The sequence below is a fragment of the Nostoc sp. DSM 114161 genome, from assembly GCF_052692665.1.
The window spans coordinates 5780439-5802698 of the sequence record NZ_CP195141.1 but is presented as its reverse complement, the minus strand read 5'-3'; the positions used below and the strand labels follow the sequence as shown (position 1 = coordinate 5802698).

Genomic DNA, 22260 nt, shown 5'->3' with positions numbered 1-22260 from the left:
CAAGGGGCTTGCTTGAAGTCAAACATGCACCCGGAAAAGCTCCGAGCATTATTGGTTCAGACTTAGAACGCTTGGAACAGCGGTTACAGGAGCCATCTGGGTTTACTAGCTATGGCCAAATTCAACAATGGCTCAAGAGCGAATTAGGGGTTTCACTTGCCTACAAAACAGTCTATGAAATTGTTCGCCAGCGTTTGGGTGCGAAGTTAAAAGTGCCTCGTCCTCAAAGTACCAAACAACACCCACAAAGTCTATCTCACTTTAAAAAAAACTGCCTTTAGCATTCAAATTCTTGCAGGAGGAATTTGGAGCGGGGAAACGATTGAGGTACTTGTGCGGAGCCGGAGACGCTCCGCCTCCGGTCAGGATGAAACACGTTTAGGATTAAAGACAATTGCAGGACGTTTGATTACAGCTAGAGGAGTTAAACCTGTGGGCTTAAGTCAATGGCAACGTGAAAATTTTTATTTATACGGAGTTGTAGAACCTCTAAGTGGATACAGCTTTTTCTATGAGTTCCCCTACCTGAATGCTGATTGTTTTCAACACTTTTTGAAGTTGCTATCTGCTGATCTTGGTGATGATATTGCGGTTATCCAGTTCGACCAAGGATCTTTCCACAAAGCTAAAGCTCTCGATATCCCAGATAACATTATCCCGATTTTTCAACCTCCTCACTCTCCTGAACTCAACCCAATTGAGCGGTTTTGGGAATTTCTCAAATCTCAACTCCAATGGGAAAATTGTAAAACTCTCACACAACTACAGCACAAGTTAACTGATGTCCTCAAAGAAATTACACCTTCGATGATTGCCTCTCTCACTTCTTACGACTTTATTCTTGAAGCCTTATTTAGCGCAGCTTCATAAAGAATTGGTATCAGGAATTGGTACTTCTATTATTTTTCTTTGTACCAAGCTTTCAAATGATTCTAAAGTAGTCCATGAAAGACATTTTGAATTACACAATACAATCATAACTATGCGAAAAACTGCCTCAAAACCTTCTGCAAATTGTGTGTTGGTAAAATCACGAGATGATAGTCCGAGTAAAACAATCTCTGCTTGAGAATAGTAAACTTCATTATCCTCAAAATTAGGACCAACTAAAGTGTATAAATCCTTAATTTTCGCTATTTCAACTAATAGTTCATCAGGTGCAGATTTATGGAAAAGGTGAATTATTTCTGTGATTTGGAATGGAGTCATCTTCTGCCATGCTTGTAACCTTTTTAATAGAAGATTTACATCTAGCGTGTTTGAATTGCGTGATAGAAATCTGTGAGACTCACTGAGCCTGATGTTGCTTCTAATGTAACCAACAAGTGCATTGGCAATAGGTACAACTTCCTTAAGTGGAAATCGATTCAATGATTCTGTTGCAAATATAGCTACTGGCGCGATCGCTACTCGTTCTAATACTCGCTGACGCAAATCTTTATCTTGGACTAGTTCTGAACCTCCTGAGAAATATGCTTCTGTCAGCACCTCAGATAGAGACTCTGTATCTGGCTGGGCTATCAATTGTTCAATCAAATCACGCACAGCAGGCGTAGTTGCTAGACCAGAGTAAAGGGCGATGACTTCCTTCCAGCGACTATCATTATGTTCTTGCACTAACTGCTCTTTATCCACACCCAACTGATTACCCTCATGCACTGCCCTTGCTGCTAAATATTCCTGAAACGTAAGATGGGCAAAACCAAAGATACCTGGCCGACGTTCCAGTAATAAACCAGTGCGGTAGCGAATATGTTCCAGCAGCCTAGCAGCTCGTTCTGAATCTCCCAAAACTGTTGCAAGAATTTCTTGTACCTGAACTGCATTATACTCAGCCCGATCCTCAGTCTGCATTGCCAGAGCTACTTCACGGCATGTACGGAGCTTTTCATCAAAGCCAAACTCAGAATGAATTCCACCCCGCTGATCCCAGTTATGTAACAATCCCTCAACACAAAGCCGATAGAGTAATGCTCGATCTTCTGGTAGCCTACCTCCTTCAAAGTAATTAACTAGGCAGATAGCCGAAAGCATCAGAGGGTTACGAGCTAGATTGCGAATATAAGGATGGTCTTTAAAATTATCAACAATCCGGTTTCCATCTCCCTCACCTTCTCGTCGTGCCTCAGCTTCAGACTCATTTCTAGCTAAACGTATTTTGGTTGAGAAAAAAACGAGTTAAAGATGACGATGCTGCATCTGCCGCAGCCTCGACTTGACGAATGACAGGGTTGAGCTTTCTTCGCTCAGATATTTGTCCACGGAAAGGCTCAGAGAATATAACCTCAAAAAGCTGAGCATAAAAGTCTAAAACCCGATCGTCAACTGAGGATGGCATACTGAGTTTTTAGTTTATCTTGCTAAATTCCTTAAAGGATATTTTGGCATAGAGCTAAATTTAAGACTTTATATGAAAAGTAAATTATGCACCTACCCTCGTTACTTCCCTAAAGTAAACATCAAGTTTGACGCTTTGTCTTTTGACACAGAGCGCAACTTCACTTAAAGTGCCCCACTAGAGGAGTGCTAAGTACTGAGTACTGAGCAAAAACCAAGAAAAAATAATTTCTTCTCTTCAAAATATTTATTTTGACACTCAGGATTCATGACTCAGAACTCAGGACTTTTTTTATGGTAGATTTATTGCCGATCGCAATCCTGGGTTTCCTGGGTAGTTTTGGTCATTGCTTTGGTATGTGTGGCCCTCTAACAGTGGCGTTTTCTCTATCTCATCAGCCAAAAATTCCCCACGCAGCTAGTCGTGGAAGGACATCAACCTTAGAAAAGCCCCACACTTGGCAACAGCAATTAAAATTTCATCTCTTGCTAAATCTGGGACGGATGTTGAGCTATGCTCTAGTCGGTGCTGCCATTGGAGCGCTGGGTTCGGTATTACTGCAAGCTGGACAACTAGCGGGTGTTGGTAGCGACTTCCGGCGTTGGATGGCAATTATCACTGGTGTAATGCTGATCTGGTTTGGCTTAGCACAAATAAAACCGGATTTGTTGCCACGCATTCCCCTGCTACATCCTTTATTAAAAGGCAGCTTACACGATCGCCTCAGCAGTGGCATGGTTAAACTTTCCTTCAAAACCAAATGGTGGACGCCATTGCTTTTGGGGATGACTTGGGGTTTAATGCCCTGCGGTTTTTTGTATGCAGCCCAAATTAAAGCCGCTGGAACTGGTAATTTATGGATGGGTACAGCAACTATGCTGGCTTTTGGCTTAGGAACTCTACCCATCATGTTAGGTGTAGGCGTCTCCACCTCTTTGGTGAGTAAAGACAGGCGCAGTCAGTTGTTTCGATTAGGTGGCTGGGTTACCCTCGCCATTGGGGTTATCACCTTGCTGCGGACTGGCGACACAATGGTAGATTACACCGGACACGCCGCCTTATTCTGCTTAGTCTTAGCTTTAATTGCCCGTCCCATTAGTGGCTTGTGGGCGTCACCGCTGCGTTACCGACGTGCTTTGGGTGTGGGAGCTTTTGTGCTTTCTGTGGCTCACACTGTCCACACGATCGCACACTCATTTCAATGGGATTTGACTCGCTTTTCTTTCCTGCCGCCACAATTTCAGTGGGGGATGGCTGCGGGTGCTGTAGCATTAATATTAATATCCCCCGCCGCTTTCACGAGTTGGGAATCATTGCAAAAATCTTGGGGCAAACGTTGGCGACAGATTCATCTATTAAGTGTGCCAGCTTTGCTCTTGAGTGCTATCCATACTGTGTCCATCGGTTCCCATTATTTGGGTTCCTGGCAATTAACTTGGGGAAATAAATTCGCGGCAGTACTGATGGTAATTGTTACCCTCGGTGTTTTGTTAGTACGTTCCCGCTTTTTTTGGTCAAAGTTAGCCTTAGAAAAGTTTTATGTTCCCCCAACCAAGTCGCGGTAAATCATTCTTATTTTCTACCTCAATCGCAACGAGTTCAAAACAGAGGGGTTACCTCAACAAAGGAACGATCCAATATTTGTTATTCCTGAGTTGCCTAGCTATACCAATAACTAATGTTTACCCTGCTGCTGCTCATAAGGTAGAAGTAGCTGGAGATGTCGGTGGCACCCTTCACCTCGAACCAAATGATAATCCTCGTGCTGGAGAACCAAGCCAAGCCTGGTTTGCCCTTACCCGCAGAGGTGGAAAGGTAATTCCCCTAGCCCAGTGTAATTGTCAGTTGGCTGTTTATGCCGAACCCTATGCAGCCGGAGAGCCAGCACTTTTAGAACCAACCTTAAAAGCTGTGGCAGCTGAGCGCTATCAAGGCATCCCAGGTGCAGAAATTGTCTTTCCCAAGCCAGGCCTTTATCAGTTGGAACTGAATGGTAAACCAGCCTCAGGGGCGAGGTTCAAACCTTTTGAGTTCAAATTTGAAGTTACCGTGGCTGCTGGATCTAATAATTCACAAAATCTCCGAAATGTCAATGGTGATGTAGCCCAAGGTGAGAATCAAAGTTTACCATTTTGGGCGATCGCTGTGCCCATCCTCGGATTTATTGCCATCCTATTTGTTGCACTGCGAGGGATGAGAGGCGGTAACGAGTAAAAAAATGGGAAGACATTTTTCTTGATGTCTCCCTTTATTTCTATATAAAGCCTCAATGACGATGGTTTCTCTAAAGGTGGAGTCAAATCATGTATCATTGCCAAGACAATCACCATAGAAGTTGAGTGGAATTTTTAGCGATCGCCAATGTACAACAAGAAAAAAGTTATACAACTATACACTGTAGATTCACATAAAAACATCTACAAGGATTTTTATGGCTAGAATTATTAGCCAATAAGTAATTAATTGCAAAGTTCATGCAGGAAATTAATACTCATCTACAAACTGAGAATGAACCCACAAAAATTCGCGGCGTTTGTTCTGCACCCGCACTAAACCACCAAAACTAGGGTCTTTTTCTTTCAAAAGGGCGTGTAATTCTCGTAAGATAGAGCCTTGGGCGCGGATTGCATCGCCTTCTAACAAAGAAGATTCATTCTTTGACTGTCCAGCCAAAGCGATATCGCTTCCTTTCAAGGTAGACTCGATGGTTTTCTGTCCCAAGTCGAGTTGTTCTTCAATGCCTTTGTAGGTAGTGTCATCAAGCACGAATTTGGTTGCGGAAGCTGCGACAGGTAAGACTAGGCTGAGAGTTCCTGTCAACAGTCTGAGAAAGGGAACTGCTTTGGTGAACCATTCGCGGGGTAAGTCTATTTCATAGACTCCCTTTTTCCGATCATTGGGATTTAAGGCTGGAAGCGGTTGGCGTGCGTGTTCGCACCAGAGGGTGAGCTGAAACTTGTCACTAATCCATTTAGGGCGATCGAAAAATTTCGGATCGACAGGTTTAAAGCTAAATAGGCGCGGGCCATCTTTCGCTTCATCAGTGAGCATCTGCATCAGTGCTGCAAACTGCTCATCGACTTGACTTAAAATCGTGCGCTGCTCCTGAGATAATTTCTGAAAGCGTTCTTCATCTCGACGATCTAAGATGATTAAATCTCGACGGATGACTTTTAGCTCCTCTTTTACAAGGACTCGGAACTGCTCAATACCAATTTCTTGAGATGGAGGTTGAGCTGTTGGTGCGTTATTCAGTAGGCGATCGATGTTTTGCCATTCACCACACCCTGAAACGGGACACGGATATTCATGGCGATTTTTCTTTTTACTCTCAATCAGTTTTTGTACCTCAAATAATCCATTTCCGGGTGTATTCATGCTGCAAGGTGTAATGCAAGGAACCATAACGTTACAACGCAACCCTTCCCAGAAATTCTCTACTAGCCATTTAATTTCTTCCGTGAGATACGACAGGAAACGTTCTGGATAAGCTGCCCGCACTGTGATTTTTACATCAGTGCCAATATACTCTAGCAATGCCCGACCGTTGTAATCATTGTCTAGCATTAAGCCTCGTTGCCAGTGGATGCTGTGTTCGTAATTTGTCCGCCCCAGTGAATATTTGTGCAAGCGAACAATCAACTGGTAGAACAATCCTTCTGCAATTGCAAACTGTCTCCGAGTGTCCACAATGCGGCAGATTTGCACCTGTTGTCTGTCTCCGGGTTCTGGTTGCTCTCCCCAATTGGGTAACAGTTCTGGGCGTAGATCGGGAACGAGTTGAGCAATCAGGCTGGTATTGCTGGGTTCTGATGGATTGAAAACCACTTTGTAGGACAGATCGAAGCGTTCCATCAGTCGTAGAAATACTGGATGAAGTTCTTTCGGGTAACCTTCTTCGCCTGCAAATGGCGGATTGCTCCACAACTGGCTGAGATGCTCAAATTCCACCAAACCGTTGCGTTTGCGTGTCATTTCATCATCCAGCACGAAGCTGATTGCTTTTGCCAGCCAGTCGGGTTTGAGGATGACGATATCGCGAAGTGTTGGGTCGTAATGGTAATGGATAAAATGCCCCAAAGTATGAGAGATGCGAAGGAATAGTTCTGCCTGCTTCTCATCAATGCCGTGTTCAGCGCAGATGGCAATGACATCATCGTAGGGCAGATAGGGTTTATCGCTTGTCTGCAAAGTTTCTCTTACCTGCTGCCACTTTGCGGGAACGGATCGCCCCATTTCGGGAAGAGATGCGGCGACACAAGCAATAGCTTCTTTTAATTGTGCAATTCCGGTGCAATGCGTTGTATCGTTTTTGGGTTTGCTGTCTACATGGAAGAAATCGATTATTGTATCTTTGCCGAATTGATTTAGTATTTCCTGTCTGTCAATATCTGGTTGTCGCTGTCCAGGGCCGCCGTGGGTTGCAACTATCAGCACCTTCGCATCCGGTTCTCGATTCTTGATTAGCGTAATCCATTCTTTAACAAAGCCTTGCTGGGGGCCTTCCCGTGGTTTCCACACCACCAGATACACGGCTGGCGCACTGAAAAACAACTGGTGTGTGGGACGATAAACCCGTTGACCGCCAAAATCCCAACCATTCAACGTGATTTCTGTGCCAGTGTCAATATCGGTAACGATTACAGCCTTAATCTCAATGCCGTGAGTTGTGGGGCGACCGTCTACCCATTCATCTCCTCGTAATGCACCTAACAAGCAACTTTTGCCTACTTCACCCTCACCAATCAAGATTAACTTGGCTTCATTGAGCGTGACTTTTGCCTCTGCCTTTGCCCGCAGATATTTTAAGACTGCTTCAGTGCCTTGCTCGTAGGCAGCAGCTAGGTTAGGGTTAAGAGGGTTGCTGTCGAGGTCAAGCTGTTGCAACTGAGTCAGAGATCCGATCGCCTCTGGCAGTACCGTTAGTTGGTTGTCAGAGAGGTCAAGCTGTTGCAACTGAGTCAGAGATGCGATCGCCTCTGGCAGTGTCGTCAGTTGATTGTGGGAGAGATCGAGCTGTTGCAACTGAGTCAGGAATGCGATTGCCTCTAGCAATTGGGTCAATTGGTTGTCAGAGAGGTCAAGCTGTTGCAACTGAGTCAAGGATGCGATCGCTTCTGGCAGTTGGGTCAATTGGTTGCTGGAGAGATCAAGCTGTTGCAACTGAGTTAGGGATGCGATCGCCTCTGGCAGTTGGATCAATTGGTTTCTGGAAAGGTAAAGCACTTGCAACTGAGTCAGGGATACGATCGCCTCTGGCAGTTGGGTCAATTGGTTTCTGGAGAGGTAAAGCACTTGCAACTGAGTCAGGGATGCGATCGCCTCTGGCAGTTGGGTCAATTGGTTAAAGCAGAGGTCAAGCACTTGCAACTGAGTCAGGGATGCGATCGCTTCCGGTAATGCTGTCAGTTGGTTTCTGGATAGGTCAAGCTGTTGCAATTGTGTCAGGGATGCGATCGCTTCTGGTAGTGCTGTCAGTTGGTTTCTGGTAAGGTTAAGCGTTTGCAATTGTGTCAGGGATGCGATCGCCTCTGGCACTTCAGTGAGTTCCAGACCACTGAGATCGAGTTCTATTGCACCTTCTCGCTGTGCTTTTTCAATGCGCTGCTTTACTTCTTGAGAAACCTTATCCCGTGCCATGACTAAATCCTTTCTCTAACTACCAAAATGGAGGTAATAGCCAGATTATTTTTGTGTAAAAGCATATACAGATGCTTTAATCAGAAAATCTAAGCCTAACATTGCCACAAACAGCGAGCAACGCCAAGGATAAAAATAGAGCAAACACGTGTAAGCCAGGATTTTCTATAACTTTCACTCTATGAAATCTGAGACACAAGCTTCATGCCAACAACTGAAGCCATCTCTGACCGTCTATGATTTGTGTAATCTTTTGGAACGCTGAATTTAGTCAAACAAGAGATGAAGTGCGATCGCATTCTCTGTGATGGCATTCCTACCAAGAGCAATTAACTTTGCAGTCAGAAATCAATTACTGCTATTGCTATTGCGATCGCACTTTTGGGAAACTCTAGGGCGGATTGCTTATTTTATAAGGATGATGAAAATTCAGAAGGAGTGTTCCCTGAGCGAAAGTGTTCCCTTCGACTTCGCTCAGGGAACACTTTTGTTAGAGAAGACTTTTTCTAAATAAAAAGCGATCGCGCAAATCAACTTATGGCTTATATGTACATTCTTGAATGTGCTGATGGTAGTTACTACACGGGTAGTACAACGAACCTTGAACGGCGGCTGTGGCAACATCAACAAGGTGAGGGCGCAAACCACACGGCAAAACGGTTGCCTGTGAAGCTAGCTTTCTGTGAGTATTATCAGTCCGTGGTGGATGCTTTTGAGCGCGAGAAGCAGGTGCAAGGTTGGAGTAGAAAAAAGAAGCAAGCTCTAATTTCAGGGGATACAAATTTGTTGCATAAGTTAGCCGAATGTCAAAATGAAACTCATTACAGTAGGTTGGCAAACTTAGACACTTAGACACTTCGGCATGGTTCGACTTCGCCCTTCGGCTATGCTCAGGACAAGCTCCCCAGCTGCTCAGCACATTGCTTTGCTCAACCATCACCAGAATTTTCCCTGAGCGAAGCACAACGCTCCCTGAGCGAAGCATAACGCTCCCTGAGCGAAGCATAACGCTCCCTGAGCGAAGTCGAAGGGAGCATTCACGCAAGCTGTACCAATTTCCGCTTTGCTTGCCAAGTTCTAAGCTCGACCCGATCGCCATCACTTCATCAATTGATATACAGCAATCCTATCTGAGTTGTGAAAATTAACGTAGATGTACAGCAGTGAAAGAGTCGCAATTTTGGCGGTTAGCCTCAATTGCGAACCCCCGAACTCGTTGGCCTTTAGCGTTTCTACAGGGTAGGGCTTGCCGCAGGCTACCGCCTTTATTGATGCCGCTTTTGATGCCACTGCCACGCATGAGCGACAATATCTTTAATCGATGGATATTGGGGTTGCCAGTTTAAGATTGTTCTGGCTTTTTCGGCGCTACCAATCAGAATTGGAGGATCGCCAGGACGGCGATCGCACTCTTGGACTTTTATCCTAGCTCCTGTCACCGCCTCGGCTGCTGCGATCGTTTCTCTGACAGAGAAGCCGCTACCATTACCCAAATTAAAAACTTCGCTATCGCCACCTTTTAATAAATATTCCAATCCTAAAATATGAGCATCTGCTAAGTCGTTCACATGAATATAATCGCGAATACAAGTTCCATCAGGGGTGGGATAATCAGTACCGAAAATTGAAATCGACTCTCGTTTGCCTAAGGCTGTCAGCAATACCAAGGGAATCAAATGCGTTTCTGGTTCGTGATCCTCGCCCAGTAAACCGTCGGGATTAGCACCAGCGGCATTAAAATATCGAAAACGTACTGATTTGAAACCGTAAGCCGTATCAAAATCAGTGAGAATCCGCTCTACCATCAACTTAGTAGCCCCATAAGGATTAATCGGATTTTGGGGATGGGTTTCTGGAATCGGCACGAATTCTGGTACCCCATAGGTGGCACAGGTAGAAGAAAATACAAATTTCTTAACAGAAGCCGTCAACATGGCCTCCAACAAAGTGAGAGTCCCAAGGACGTTATTGCGGTAGTATTTAGCGGGATCGGTCACCGACTCTCCTACGTAGGCATAGGCAGAAAAGTGCATTACAGCAGCAATATCGTGGGTTTTGAATAGGTGGTCGAGCAAAGCGCGATCGCCCGTATCCCCTACTATCAGTTCTACTTGTAAAACCTTTTCTACTAGGTCGCGATGACCGTATACCAAATTATCCAGAATGACAACGTTATAACCCGCTTGCTTGAGAGCAAACACTGTATGAGAGCCAATATACCCAGCTCCCCCTGTTACCAAAATGGTAGGCTTTTGAGATGACATAGTTTTTCCTTTTAAGTTCGCAACTACTGAATTAATTTAACTAATTCCGTGAAATTCCCCATAGCTCAATAGATAACTATAGAGTAGCGAGGCACACCCGATAAATTCTCAGAGCCTATGCAGTAGCGTAGTTCACTTTACTGGTGCCACATTACTCTTCTGGAAATTTATAAATAATAGACGCAGTGTCAAAAAATTGCACTAAAATCACTACGACGGTAGTCTTTCGGTGTGAGGTTTGAGGTGTTTAAAGTCAAATTGTGCAATTACAATTTGACGATAGAATAAATCCATTTCCCGAAACCTCTAGGCTAAACCCTTACGGATTAGCCAGTTGACGCTAGTGGCTCATGGGTAGACAGTGCCTTGGATGGGTATTTTCCCACCAATAAACTGTTTGCACAACATTCCACTGCTTGATGTCGGGAAAACCTTTCGGTAGTTACTTTTGGGGAGCCATGACTTTGCTGGGCAATGCCTAAGTAAAAAAAGTGGCAGAAAACCCCAATCAAAGTAAACTGCCTCACCACCGCACTGGCTCACCGCACCAGAAAATTTGAGAGTTAATCTATGTTTCTATTGCTAAGCCGGGTACTGCTGTGGCTGCTGATTGGCACTATCGTATATTCTCTGTTCCAGCGATTTTATCCTTCTGGAACTTTTGTAGGGCGATTAATCTTAGTCGTTATGTTAGTAATCGTAGCCCTATCATTTCTTAACCCCAATGAACCAGCTGTGGCGTCGTTGTGGAGGATGATGTCTTTTCCACTCAAGCCTCTGGGAGCCTCTGTATTAATGATGATTTTTGCAGCTCAGAGAATCAAAGGAGGCGGGATAGACAAACCAGGAGGATACTTAGTGGGTTGGGCACTAACGATTTTGCTGTTGGCAAGTACACCAGCAGTCGCCTATTTTCTTTATAGAGCGCCTTTAGGAGCAACTGCTGTATCAACACCTGAAACACTAGTAGCTTTAAGACAACAAACCAGCGCAGCAAACATTTCAGATATGACGGGGAATAACATTCTTTCTTATAATTTGAGAGTGCCTCCGTACCTATTGCAAGGAAATCCCCAAGATATTCGCACACGCGGTTTACGGCTTGAAGACTTTGTACCTAATGCGGAAACCTTGCAATTGACGACGAGAACTTGGGAAAGTTATCTCACTGAAATTTACAGGTTCTTGCGTGTTCAGCGGTAAAAAAGTAAAAAAGAAATACTCAAAAGACCGCAACCCATTCCCTAGTACTGCTACCTTTAGGGAACGCAGTACTAGTGGCTGGATTAGTTTAGGCTATGATTGCCGCCAAGCAATATTCCCTCAACTGCCTTCTGGGAATAGCGGTTAATTTAGGATGATAAAGTTGCAAAATTGCTTTAATGGCAAAATCTCGAAGACTCGCTAAACTTGGTGCTTACCTTCGACCCCATTGGCGGGAAGCGTCTTTAGGCATTCTCGCTCTGTTGTCCGTTAATGCCCTTGGCGTTTATATCCCTTGGCTGATTCGTGATGGGGTTGACAAATTATCAACAACCTTCAACTGGAATCAAATACTACATTACGTAGTTATTATTGTATTGCTGAGTTCCGCAATGTGGCTGATGCGTATGGCTTCGCGCATTTGGCTATTTGGGGTAGGGCGTCAAGTGGAATTTGACCTCAAACAACGGATTTTTGAACACTTACTGAAGCTCGAACCGTCTTATTTTGCCACTAATACTGCTGGTGATTTGATTAGTCGGGCTACTAGTGATGTGGACAATATCAGGCGGTTGCTGGGTTTTGCCGTCTTGAGTTTGGCAAATACAGTTTTTGCCTACGCTTTAACACTGCCAGCGATGCTTACCATTAGTGTGGATCTCACACTAGCCTCTTTGGCAGTGTACCCTTTTATGTTCTTGTTGGTGAGTTTGTTTAGCGATCGCTTACGCAAACAACAAGCAACAGTCCAAGAGCAACTCTCTGATATCAGCGAACTCATCCAAGAAGATATCAGTGGTATTGCTCTAATTAAAATCTATGCCCAAGAAGCTAACGAGCGTCGAGCTTTTGCCAAGAAAAATCAGCAACTATTGACTGCTAATTTGGAACTGGCAAAAAGCCGCAATACGCTTTTTACTTTTATTGGCGGTTTAGCTAATATCAGTTCGCTGGTAATTATTTGGCTAGGTGCGACTCGAATGTCTTCTGGGACGCTTGAAGTTGGGGACTTTTTAGCGCTCTTAATTTATGTAGAGCGTTTAGTGTTCCCCACTACTCTTTTGGGGTTTACAATTAGCACCTACCAACGGGGTGAAGTTAGTATAGATCGGCTGGAATCTATTCTCAGCGTCACACCAAAAATTCAAGACACAGCCGATGCGGTACATCTAACAATTGATGAACTCAAAGGAGAAGTGACGGCGAAAAATCTCAGCTACACTTATCCTGGTTCCCCTACTCCCGCTTTAGAAAATATCAACTTTACCATTGCTCCGGGGGAAACCGTGGCAATTGTTGGGGCAATTGGTTCGGGAAAATCTACTTTGGCAAATGCTTTGCCGCGTTTGCTGGATATTCAAGCAGAACAATTGTTCTTAGATGGCCAAGATATTACTAAGATAGTCTTGGGAGATTTGCGAAATGCGATCGGCTACGTTCCCCAAGATAGTTTTCTTTTTAGCACCACAATTAAAAATAATATCCGCTACGGTGACCCAGTTAGCGAACAAGAAAGGGTAGAGTTGGTAGCCAAACTGGCTCAAATTGATGGAGAAATTAATAATTTTCCCCAGCAATACGAAACCATCGTTGGCGAACGCGGGATTACTCTTTCTGGCGGTCAAAGACAACGTACAGCCTTAGCTAGAGCTATGCTGGTCGATGCACCAGTGTTAATTTTAGATGATGCCCTCTCCAGTGTAGATAATCAAACAGCTACACAAATTCTCAAAAATCTTTCCGGTGGTACGCAGAAAAAAACGGTGATTTTCATTACCCATCAATTATCTGCTGCTGCTGCTGCTGACCGAATTTTTGTCATGGAAAAGGGAAGAATTGTGCAGGTGGGAAATCACTTAGAACTGGTACAACAACAGGGACTTTACAGAAGTTTGTGGAGCCAGCATCAAGTTGAGGAATTATTGCATTAGACCTCTTGCAAAACTCCTTCTTTGCGTTCTTTCTCTGCGCCTCTGCGCCTCTGCGTGAGATAAAAAATTATTTATGCAAGAGGTCTATTGATTCTGAATTCAGAATCAATTAGCGGCGGTTGAGTGTTAAGAGTCAACGATAAACAGCGTGGTTAACAAGATTTCATTTTCTCGTTTAGGACTGCTATATGTATGTTTATTTCTATTTTTAATGATTGCCTTATTTAAAATGTTCGGAAGGCAGGTTGAAAAAACTCCCCTGCAAGTAGCCGAACAAGAATCAATGAGAGTTTTATTTATTGGTAATAGCTATACCTATTTCAATGACCTACCTTGGTTAACGCAACAGTTGGCTGAATCGGCAAAAGAAACCAGAACTCTCGAAACTCAAATGGTTGTGGTGGGTGGAGCTACGCTTAAAAATCACTGGAAACGTGGTGAAGCACTCAAGGTTTTAAAAGCAAAAAATTGGGATTATGTAGTACTCCAAGAACAGAGTACTTTACCGATTACTAATCCCCAGGAAATGTATAAGTACGCAAGTTTATTTGATGCTGAAATTAAGCGAGTTAATTCTCAAACTGTATTTTACCTAACTTGGGCAAGGCAAAATCAACCAGAAACCCAACAAATATTGACTGATTCCTACACGAACATTGCTAAACAACTCAATGCTAAAGTTGCACCTGTGGGAATTGTTTGGCAAAAAGTTCAAGAAGCAAATCAAAAATTAAACCTTTATAGTTCGGATGGAAGTCATCCTAATCCTATTGGTTCGTATGTTGCAGCATGTGTATTTTACACAACTTTTTACGGAAATAGTCCCGTAGGTTTGAGCCGTCGGATATATACTACTAATTCTAGTAATCCACAAGAAACCAACAGAATTGAGTTGGAAAGTTTAAGCGAAACAGATGCCAAAATAATTCAAAATATGGTTGAGAGCATCGTCAGTAAATAATGAAAAATTACAAATAGCTTCTGGTTTTACAGGACATATCTTGTGTGCAATATGGTTGTTTTTAATTTATTTAAACAGGACTTACGCACAAGTAACGGAATATCGAACCGCAGAGGACGCAGAGGACACGGAGGAATAAGAGTTTTAGAGAATTTTTGCGTAAGTCCTATTAAAGAAAATTCATATTAAATAGTATATAATTGTTATCTTTTATTATTTTGATTTACGTTGCATATAGGCATAATTGCACTTTGCTGAGAGAGGGCAATCATTACAAAGAGGATTTTGTGCCTTGCAAACCATCGCTCCAAAATCTAGCAAGGTTAAATTCCATTTACCAACTTCCTTATTAGGAGCAATTATTTCTGCTGCATTCCAGAGAATCTTACAGCGCGATTTAACCCTTTCTCCTTGCAAGCCAAAGAAGCGTTCGAGAATGCGAGCGACGTTAGTATCGAGTACGGCTAGCGGTTGACTGAAGGCTTGAGAACAGATAGCACGAGCTGTATATTTACCAATTCCAGGTAATTCAAGCAACTGCTTTTCTGAGTCGGGGACTTTTCCTCCATACTGTTCTAAAATGATGCCAGCGCACTTTTGTAATCTTTCAGCACGGAAGAAAAGGCCTAAAGGCTCAAGCATTTCCCTCAATTCATTAATGCTTGCTTTTACTAGTTGCTCAAGCGTTGGATATTTCAAGAGAAATGTATTGTAAATAGGAACAACCGTAGCAGCATCTGTTTTTTGTAGCAGATATTCTGCAACGAGAATTGCATAAGAGTCGCAAGTTTGTCGCCAAGGAAAATCGCGTAAATTTTGCGTTCCCCATATAGAGAGATGGTGGCGAAACCATTTAATTTTTACAGCATCCAAATTTGACACTGTGTTTTCTTGAGGTTCTTTAGCTACACCCTTCACCATTGTTTTCTCAACTTAAATCTAGTAGACTTTTACCACCATTTTCAGAAGAAGTACGCAACCATTGTAAAAACTCAGCAGTTAACGTAGGAGTTTCTCGCAAGCGCCGCAAGTCTTCGCTTTGTTTTGCCATTTCTCGTACTGTAAAAGGATGGTTAGCAACTATTTCTAATAGTTCTTCGTGGGAAATGTCTTCCGAGTATTCGTCTTCAGACTCGCATCTTAAATAATCTATATACTCAAAAAGAGTTTCGTCTATTTCTTTTGCTACTGAAATAGTCTGTTGTACGCTTGGATCTAAACAAAATTCTAATTGTAATAGTTGTTCGTGTGGAATGTCTTGCGAGTTTTGGTCTTCAGGTTCGCATTTTAAATAATCTATATACATAAAAAGAGTTTCGTCTATTTCTTTCGCTACTAAAATAATTTCTTGTGGAATTTGTTCGAGACAAAGTTCTATAGTCTCACAGACAATCCACGCACCTCTCTGTCCTTCCGGAGTTTCTTCGTTCTCATACTCGTAAGGATATTCTTCACAATTAGACAATAACTCACGAAATCTAGCCGCATCGATTTTTTTACCTGCCAAAAATTCCCATATTTCATCAAGTGCTTCTCTTATAGGATCTTTTTCATTCCAGCCTTGTTCTTTTATTTCTCGCAAGAAAATGCCATAGTTTGGATACAGTCTCTCGCAACAAGCTGCTGCAAACGCCACTCGATGCATAGGCGCAAGAGCTTCTAGTTCTCGCTCCAATATATCGAATTCACCGTACTTTAGATTCATTTTTATAGTTTAGTTGTATTGTTAGGGGTTGTTGAAACGATAGCGATTAACGATCGCCTCTTAAATCTCAATACATAGTAATTATTAATACACTAAATACTCGCTTACTGCGATCGCTACTGAAACTTTACATAACTTTATAAAGTTAAGATGATTTATCGTTATTATCACGTTAGTTTTTCAAAGTAGGTGGGTAGTATAAATTACCGAAAAAACTAATTTTGCATATAGCTATGTTCAAAACTAAATTATCAGATTTCCGTGCTACACCGGAATTTTATACCTTGAAGGAAGTCGATCGCCATATTGCAGCGATCGCAGCTCTCATATTAATTAGCTTGCTGAGTTCGTGGAGTGGAACGCCTGCTATTCGCGCTATCTCTAATTACTGGGAAGGCTTTATCTGGGGAATAGCAGATCCAGTCATCAACTCAAAATGTTTAGTTGGTATTATTGCTATTGGTTTACTGTCAGCTATATTTATTCGTAGTGCTTTGATAGTTGGATATTTTGTCTTAGCAGTAATTTTGGGGACTATAATTCATCTATTTCAGATAAATATACCGGAGATAGAAACAGCCATAAGTATTTCTACTATTTTCTTAGGCACAATGCTAATCAACGCAAATCATGTAAACTTTATGTTACTTGCTGTGGGAAGTATTAGTGTTGGTTTATTTCAGGGTTACATTCACGGACAATCGATTACTGGTACAGGAATAATACCTTTGGTTGCGTACATACTAGGTATAACCTTAACTCAGTTTGCAGTCACCATGAGCGTTAGAGAAATTGGTATTACGATGGGTATGGGCGAAATCAACCGAATTGTACCCCGGAAAATTAGTATTATTGGCTTTTGTTTGTGCGCGATCGCTATTGTGTTTTTGAGCAATTCGATTATCTAAATTAAGTATTTTAGTTCAATAAAATACAGTCATTAGTAGGGACGCATAGCTAACTGTGTGTCCCCGCCATCTGTTCCTCCAACTAGTAGAACTAATTAAGATTTATTGGCAAATACATACATAGTTGTTCTCAAAGTGCATCGCTTTTTGAGTCAGGAAAATTTAGACTAATCGATTTTGCCAGCAATGGCGATCGGCATCAATAAAAGGAATAAAATTAATATTCCTACCAAACACCTTTTAATCTGTACTGAAATTTAAAGGTAAATTGCAATTCTCAAAGCTGAGAATAGGTACTTAGAAAAATCCTGATTTATCGTGTTTAATCGATTGTTTGACGAAATGTTAAACAACAAAGGTATAATTACTTAAACTTAATAAGACTATAAACCTAGCCTTATTAAAAATATTGATTATCTTTGGTAAAATTCGTAAGGAGATAATATTTGTATAAATTAAAACTAAAATTAAACGAGTATTTTTTGCATTCTTAATTATTTTAGATATTTAATCAATCATATTGATTAAAAATTGTAATTCATTAAGTACTTATAGGATTACTATCTGATTTTTGAAAAAACTCGCCCTCAACTCGAAAAGCCTGATTCCCTATTCCATACTCCCTACTCACACAGATAAATTCAAAAATCAAAGCGGATTATCATATAAGCACTTAAACACAACATTAGATAGATGCATCAAACAACAAAATCAGACATAGTGTCGGAATAATAGCGTTATCTAATGTTTTTACTGAAATTAATTATTTCAATTGAAACTAGGAATTTTACTAATATGCTCTCTCAAAATTAGGGTGGTAAACAAATGATTGCAACAAGAGTCGAAGTAAAAATAAATCGTTTGGAATCTATTGTGGAACAAATTGGAGAAGCAGTACTTTCTACGACAGAGACAATCGAACGCCTTGCGGAAAGATTGGAGACTGTCAGCACGCAACTCGAAGCACAAGGACAGCAGGTGCAGCAACAAGGCTATCAAATTGTTGCTTTGTGTGACGCGGTACAAACTCTCGCCGAATCTCAGCAAAATTCTCTGCAAAAACTCAACGATCTGACACAAACTCTAGATAAATTTATGTATTTAATTAAAGGAGATACTGATTAAAAAGATAAAAGCAAAAATAAATATTTAAATCAATACATCTTTTGCCTTTTGCCTTTTGCCTTTTATCAAACTCTCAACTGAGTTACAGCGATATTGCCGGAAAAACATACATCCACATCGCTACCAGGAGTGCGATCGCGTTTGCCATACTCTCCAACATAATAAAAATCATTACCTTCAATGCGATAATTCACCGGCAAAGGTTTGATACAGGGTTGGCAAAACACCATTTTAGGATCTGGTTCTCCTGGTTGCAGATGTGGCAAATTTACATTCCAAAAACATCCGGGTTCGAGGGGACGGTTGAGTAATTCTCCTAAAACTTCAGATGTAAATTTAGCAGCCAGATCCCAATCAAAATTTTGCTTTGCTTTACGATAGTGAGAAATGGCGATTCCTGGAATACCGTGCATTGCGGCTTCTCGTACAGCAGCAACCGTCCCAGAAATGTAGACATCAACTCCTAAGTTACCGCCAGCATTAATACCTGAAAGCACAAATTTGATATCTGGCGTAATTTGCGTTAATGCAATTCTCACACAATCAGCGGGAGTGCCGGCGATCGCATATTCAGTTTTAGAACGTCGTTCCAGGTTGATGGCACGAGTCGTGGTGACTTGATGTCCGCAGCCAGAGAGATGATCCACAGGAGCCGCAATAATAGCATTTTTGCCGTTTACAGCTTTTACCAACGCTCGGATACCAGGAGCGTCAATACCGTCATCATTAGTGAGAATTATAGTCACGTCGCTTCGCTCCGAATTCAAAATTAAAGACATTTTCACAAAGGGACTGTTACCCCCACTCAAACTGTGACTACGTATAGACGTAGCCCCAAGTCTGTAGCAACCCGCAGCGTGCGCCCGCTTCCGGCGAACAGAACTTTGTAACAGAAGGGTCTTAAACCCTTTGACTTACGATAAACTTTTAACCCTATTGCCTGTTCCCTGTGTTCTGCTACTTGCAGATATCAAAAAAATCTCGTTGATTCTACCAAAAATCTTCATAATACGATATCATTTGTAGATGGTTTGCAAATTCCGCCCTCAGCATTTGGGTTAATTCCCGCAAGGGCGGTATTTCTTGCAAGTAGGAGGTGTGTTAGCGTCAAGATTAATGCTTGCAGCCCCAGTTATCAGAAATTTGTGCAATAAAAAAATCCTGTAAAATATATATCTGCTGGTAACAGCAGAAACTTTCTGTTGCTGAAAACTAAGAACTAGATGATTTTTACAGCGGTTCTATAGTATTTTTGGTGCAAGACCGTCTTAGAGTTAATTACGATGAAACAGATCATCAAGCAATTATTTAGCAATAAAAAACATTTTGTCCGGCTAATTTTACCATTAGTGACGGTTATTTTAGCAGCGACGCTGTTTAGCGCACCTGCTTTAGCCACGGGTGTATATCAAATACCCGACCTCACATCAGGGAATGACACCTGGGTTTTAGATCGAGGTGAAGTCATCAGTCGTCTGAATGAAGGTAAGATTAGCAGCGCTTTCGACGATTTGGCAAAACAAACTGGTAATGAAGTCAGAATCGTTACCATTCGTCACTTTGACTACGGTGAAACAGCCCAAAGTTTTACTAAAGAACTGTTTGAAAAATGGTTTCCCACAAAAGAAGCCCAAGCTAATCAAACTTTATTGGTTCTTGACACAGTAACCAACGATACCGCTATTCTTACTGGCGATCGCGTTAAGTCTTTGCTCACAGACTCTATTGCTGAGAGTGTAGCTAATGAAACCCTAAGTACGCCGCTACGTAAAGGCAACAAATACAACCAAGCATTTATCGATACTAGCGATCGCCTCGTTGCCGTCCTTTCAGGCAAACCCGATCCAGGCCCACCCCAAATCACTGATGAAGTGCAGGTAGAGGGTACCTTCAAGAACGCAGAAGAAACTAAAGCTGTCCAAGGTAGTGCTACAGCTTGGGTAATAGGATTGTTAATTGCCGCCACTGTTATTCCAATGGCGACTTACTACATCTACCAAATAAATCAGCCATCATCTGATGGGTAATGGCAAATTAAAAGTTAGGAGTTAGGAGTTAGGAGTTAGGAGTTAGGAGTTAGGAGTGGTGAATTTATAACTTTTAGTTTTTAACTCCTCACTCATAACATTTTCTCTCTTAACACTCTTAACTTTTAATTTCTAACTCCTTACTCCTTACTCTTAACTCCTCACTTCTAATTTCCTCTTAATCTTGCACATACTCTTGTTCTGTGACTAAAGCAACTTCAGCCCGGACAAATTCTCGACCTAAATAAGCTGCATGATTTAATTGAGTAACTGGACAAGGCTGAGTTTCTTCAAAGATTTTCACGCAAAGTTCTTTAGCTGTTCTGCCACTAAAAACTGTGGTGTGAGTTCGTTCTACCTTTCCTCGTGCAGGAATTACCTTTCCCGTTTCTGGATCGACTGCTAAACCACGATCGTCGATCGCATTTGTAAAATGCTTGGCATAAATTAACCCTGCGTCTCTATCCAAGTAAATGATAAAATATCCACCGGGATCGAGGTCAATATGACGCTGAGAAAGGCGATCGTCAATTACTGCTAAATCTTTAACCATTAAATCCGTAAGCATTATCAAAAGCAAATTTTTTCTTGAGAGTTTTTACACTCTATCTCAAGTGTAATTCGTCCTTTACCCTCTGAGTTGTAAATGGAGAGTAGGGAATAGGGAATAGGCAGTGAAGGAGAATGGGATTTCCATGCTTGGTAGGCTACAAAGTTGATTGATATATACTAATCAGGTTTGATTGGTAAAATTATTTGCCTATTGCCTGCTTACTGACCTGGCAAAATTTAAGAACCTTGTCGATTACTAAATGGCAACTCTGCATTAATCGCCTCAATTTCCTGCTGTTCGAGTTGATTTACTTCTTTAATATAGGGGCGCAAAATTTGTCCTAAACGATTATTGTAAAAGCGGTGGAGGCTGTGATTGGGCATGGCAGGAAAACCACGCCGTTTTTTATGGCGTCCACCAGCACCAGGATCGAAAAATTGGATATTGTTAGCGATCGCCCACTCAATCGGTGCATAATAACAAGCATCAAAATGCAAGCAATCTATTTCTTGAAAACTTCCCCAATACCTGCCATAGAGTTTGTCATCTTTAAATAAACAAAAAGACATTCCTAAAGGATAAGAATTATCTGCTTCGCTATATGCGGCAAAAAACACAACTCGATGGCGATAATCCGTCTCTAGCTGTTCAAAAAACCGCTGTGTAAGGTACTTGCTACCCCACCAGCCAAATTTATCGCAGGTGTCAGCATAAAATTCATACATCAAACGAAAGCAAGACTGAGGAATGCGATCCCCAGACAATGGTTGCAATCGCAAACCTGCTTTTTCTACAGCTTTCCGTTCGCGTTTGATGTTGCGACGCTGATTGGCGTTAAATACTTGCAAATAGTCATCAAAAGTTTTAAAACCAGAATTTTCCCAGATAAAGCTGTGGTGCAGCCAACTTGTAAAACCATGCCGTTCCAATATCGGACGCCATTGGGGATCGACGAAGAGAAAATGACAACCAGAGATGCGATTTTTAGCACAAAAAGTGTCAATTTCATGGACGATTATCGCTGTAATTTCATCCTCATCTTCTCCTGGGGCAATTAAAAACCGATAACCTTCAGCGGGGGTAAATGGCGTCATTCCCAGCAGTTTAGGATAATACCGTATGCCAATGCGATCGCTTAACTCTGCCCACTGATGATCGAAGACAAACTCACCAGAACTATGCCCTTTCAGATAAAGCGGGGCAGCAGCAATGAGTGTTCTGTCTCGCCACAATGTCAAATGATTTGGCAACCAACCAGTTTTAGCCGTAACACTGTTGGAAGTTTCGAGATTATTCAGCCACTCCCACTCTAAAAATGGTGTTTTAAGTGGCATTGCCAAAGCATTCCAGGCATTTTGGGGTACTTCAGCGATTTTGTCCGTCCAAAGAACAGAATAGCGGGGCTTGAGTTGTTCCACCATTGTGTCGGTTGTTAAGAGAATAGGGACTAGGCATGGGGCATGGAGCATGGGGCATTGGGCAGAAGAGGCGGAGGGGCAGAGGGGCAGAGGGGCGGAGGGAAAACCTAAAGCTCCTCTGCTCCCCTGCTCCCCATCTCCCCATCTCCCTAGTCCCCAGTCCCCAATCCCTTAATTAGCCTAATCT

General features: G+C 42.2%; 21 protein-coding genes. 12 read left to right on the top strand and 9 right to left on the bottom strand.

Translation table 11 applies throughout. The features are described 5' to 3' along the window. Window positions 1–8 precede the first annotated feature (8 nt). Both NSTC745_RS24665 and NSTC745_RS24660 read left to right on the top strand, forming a co-directional pair. Window positions 9–281 (top strand): winged helix-turn-helix domain-containing protein, encoded by a 273-nt coding sequence (locus tag NSTC745_RS24665; RefSeq protein ID WP_445632651.1) that lies wholly within the window; start codon window positions 9–11, stop codon window positions 279–281. A 52-nt stretch (window positions 282–333) separates the two neighbouring features. Continuing rightward, window positions 334–870: an IS630 family transposase gene (locus NSTC745_RS24660; RefSeq protein ID WP_445632652.1), complete on the top strand. Its 537-nt coding sequence runs from the start codon at window positions 334–336 to the stop codon at window positions 868–870. On the opposite strand, the gene NSTC745_RS24655 is transcribed toward NSTC745_RS24660, so the two are convergent. Both NSTC745_RS24655 and NSTC745_RS24650 read right to left on the bottom strand, forming a co-directional pair. Beyond that, on the bottom strand, window positions 865–2034 hold the full coding sequence (locus NSTC745_RS24655) for an NACHT domain-containing protein (protein ID WP_445633311.1): 1170 nt from the start codon (window positions 2032–2034) through the stop codon (window positions 865–867). The two genes, NSTC745_RS24660 and NSTC745_RS24655, sit on opposite strands and share 6 nt — an antisense overlap. A 109-nt stretch (window positions 2035–2143) precedes the next feature. Continuing rightward, entirely contained in the window at window positions 2144–2338 is a 195-nt protein-coding gene (locus NSTC745_RS24650; RefSeq protein WP_445633310.1) for a hypothetical protein, read from the bottom strand. Between the two features lie 293 nt (window positions 2339–2631). Between NSTC745_RS24650 and NSTC745_RS24645 the strand changes: the two genes are divergently transcribed. Both NSTC745_RS24645 and NSTC745_RS24640 read left to right on the top strand, forming a co-directional pair. Further along, entirely contained in the window at window positions 2632–3903 is a 1272-nt protein-coding gene (locus NSTC745_RS24645) for an urease accessory protein UreH domain-containing protein (protein WP_445633309.1), read from the top strand. Then, the gene (locus NSTC745_RS24640; protein WP_445633308.1) at window positions 3878–4552 is read left to right on the top strand and encodes a hypothetical protein; all 675 of its coding nucleotides are present in this window, start codon (window positions 3878–3880) and stop codon (window positions 4550–4552) included. Before NSTC745_RS24645 ends, NSTC745_RS24640 begins: the two co-directional genes overlap by 26 nt. Window positions 4553–4822: 270 nt before the next feature. Here the strand turns inward: NSTC745_RS24640 and NSTC745_RS24635 are convergent, their stop codons facing one another. Next, window positions 4823–7978 carry a leucine-rich repeat domain-containing protein gene (locus tag NSTC745_RS24635; protein ID WP_445633307.1) on the bottom strand — a complete coding sequence of 1052 codons (3156 nt, stop codon included), beginning with the start codon at window positions 7976–7978 and terminating at the stop codon, window positions 4823–4825. Between the two features lie 307 nt (window positions 7979–8285). Between NSTC745_RS24635 and NSTC745_RS24630 the strand changes: the two genes are divergently transcribed. Then, entirely contained in the window at window positions 8286–8492 is a 207-nt protein-coding gene (locus NSTC745_RS24630; RefSeq protein WP_445633306.1) for a hypothetical protein, read from the top strand. A gap of 23 nt (window positions 8493–8515) precedes the next feature. Next, window positions 8516–8830, top strand: coding sequence for a GIY-YIG nuclease family protein (locus NSTC745_RS24625; RefSeq protein ID WP_445633305.1), 315 nt, complete (start codon window positions 8516–8518; stop codon window positions 8828–8830). 413 nt (window positions 8831–9243) lie between these two features. On the opposite strand, the gene galE is transcribed toward NSTC745_RS24625, so the two are convergent. Continuing rightward, complete coding sequence (galE, locus tag NSTC745_RS24620) at window positions 9244–10242, bottom strand: UDP-glucose 4-epimerase GalE (RefSeq protein WP_445633304.1); 999 nt, start codon at window positions 10240–10242, stop codon at window positions 9244–9246. A gap of 570 nt (window positions 10243–10812) precedes the next feature. Between galE and NSTC745_RS24615 the strand changes: the two genes are divergently transcribed. The 3 genes from NSTC745_RS24615 to NSTC745_RS24605 all read left to right on the top strand — a co-directional run bounded on the left by NSTC745_RS24615 (window position 10813) and on the right by NSTC745_RS24605 (window position 14337). Next, window positions 10813–11445, top strand: coding sequence for a hypothetical protein (locus tag NSTC745_RS24615; RefSeq protein ID WP_445633303.1), 633 nt, complete (start codon window positions 10813–10815; stop codon window positions 11443–11445). A 179-nt stretch (window positions 11446–11624) separates the two neighbouring features. Next, complete coding sequence (locus NSTC745_RS24610) at window positions 11625–13376, top strand: ABC transporter ATP-binding protein (protein ID WP_445633302.1); 1752 nt, start codon at window positions 11625–11627, stop codon at window positions 13374–13376. Between the two features lie 148 nt (window positions 13377–13524). Beyond that, window positions 13525–14337: a DUF4886 domain-containing protein gene (locus tag NSTC745_RS24605; RefSeq protein WP_445633301.1), complete on the top strand. Its 813-nt coding sequence runs from the start codon at window positions 13525–13527 to the stop codon at window positions 14335–14337. A gap of 213 nt (window positions 14338–14550) precedes the next feature. Here the strand turns inward: NSTC745_RS24605 and NSTC745_RS24600 are convergent, their stop codons facing one another. Together NSTC745_RS24600 and NSTC745_RS24595 are read right to left on the bottom strand one after the other, a co-directional pair. Further along, window positions 14551–15258: an A/G-specific adenine glycosylase gene (locus tag NSTC745_RS24600; protein ID WP_445633300.1), complete on the bottom strand. Its 708-nt coding sequence runs from the start codon at window positions 15256–15258 to the stop codon at window positions 14551–14553. A 7-nt stretch (window positions 15259–15265) separates the two neighbouring features. Further along, the gene (locus tag NSTC745_RS24595) at window positions 15266–16042 is read right to left on the bottom strand and encodes a DUF416 family protein (protein ID WP_445633299.1); all 777 of its coding nucleotides are present in this window, start codon (window positions 16040–16042) and stop codon (window positions 15266–15268) included. A 233-nt stretch (window positions 16043–16275) separates the two neighbouring features. Between NSTC745_RS24595 and NSTC745_RS24590 the strand changes: the two genes are divergently transcribed. Then, complete coding sequence (locus NSTC745_RS24590; protein WP_445633298.1) at window positions 16276–16950, top strand: HupE/UreJ family protein; 675 nt, start codon at window positions 16276–16278, stop codon at window positions 16948–16950. An 825-nt stretch (window positions 16951–17775) separates the two neighbouring features. After that, window positions 17776–18075, top strand: a complete 300-nt coding sequence (locus NSTC745_RS24585; RefSeq protein WP_445633297.1) for a hypothetical protein — start codon at window positions 17776–17778, stop codon at window positions 18073–18075. Window positions 18076–18140: 65 nt separating this feature from the next. On the opposite strand, the gene surE is transcribed toward NSTC745_RS24585, so the two are convergent. Beyond that, on the bottom strand, window positions 18141–18821 hold the full coding sequence (gene surE, locus NSTC745_RS24580) for a 5'/3'-nucleotidase SurE (protein ID WP_445633296.1): 681 nt from the start codon (window positions 18819–18821) through the stop codon (window positions 18141–18143). A 537-nt stretch (window positions 18822–19358) separates the two neighbouring features. Here surE and psb32 point away from each other — a divergent pair. Then, window positions 19359–20102, top strand: a complete 744-nt coding sequence (psb32, locus tag NSTC745_RS24575; protein WP_445633295.1) for a photosystem II repair protein Psb32 — start codon at window positions 19359–19361, stop codon at window positions 20100–20102. Between the two features lie 178 nt (window positions 20103–20280). Here psb32 and NSTC745_RS24570 read toward each other — a convergent pair whose 3' ends face one another. Both NSTC745_RS24570 and NSTC745_RS24565 read right to left on the bottom strand, forming a co-directional pair. Continuing rightward, complete coding sequence (locus NSTC745_RS24570; protein WP_096534043.1) at window positions 20281–20670, bottom strand: DUF4346 domain-containing protein; 390 nt, start codon at window positions 20668–20670, stop codon at window positions 20281–20283. 221 nt (window positions 20671–20891) lie between these two features. Then, window positions 20892–22076, bottom strand: a complete 1185-nt coding sequence (locus NSTC745_RS24565; protein ID WP_445638677.1) for a GNAT family N-acetyltransferase — start codon at window positions 22074–22076, stop codon at window positions 20892–20894. Window positions 22077–22260 lie beyond the last annotated feature (184 nt).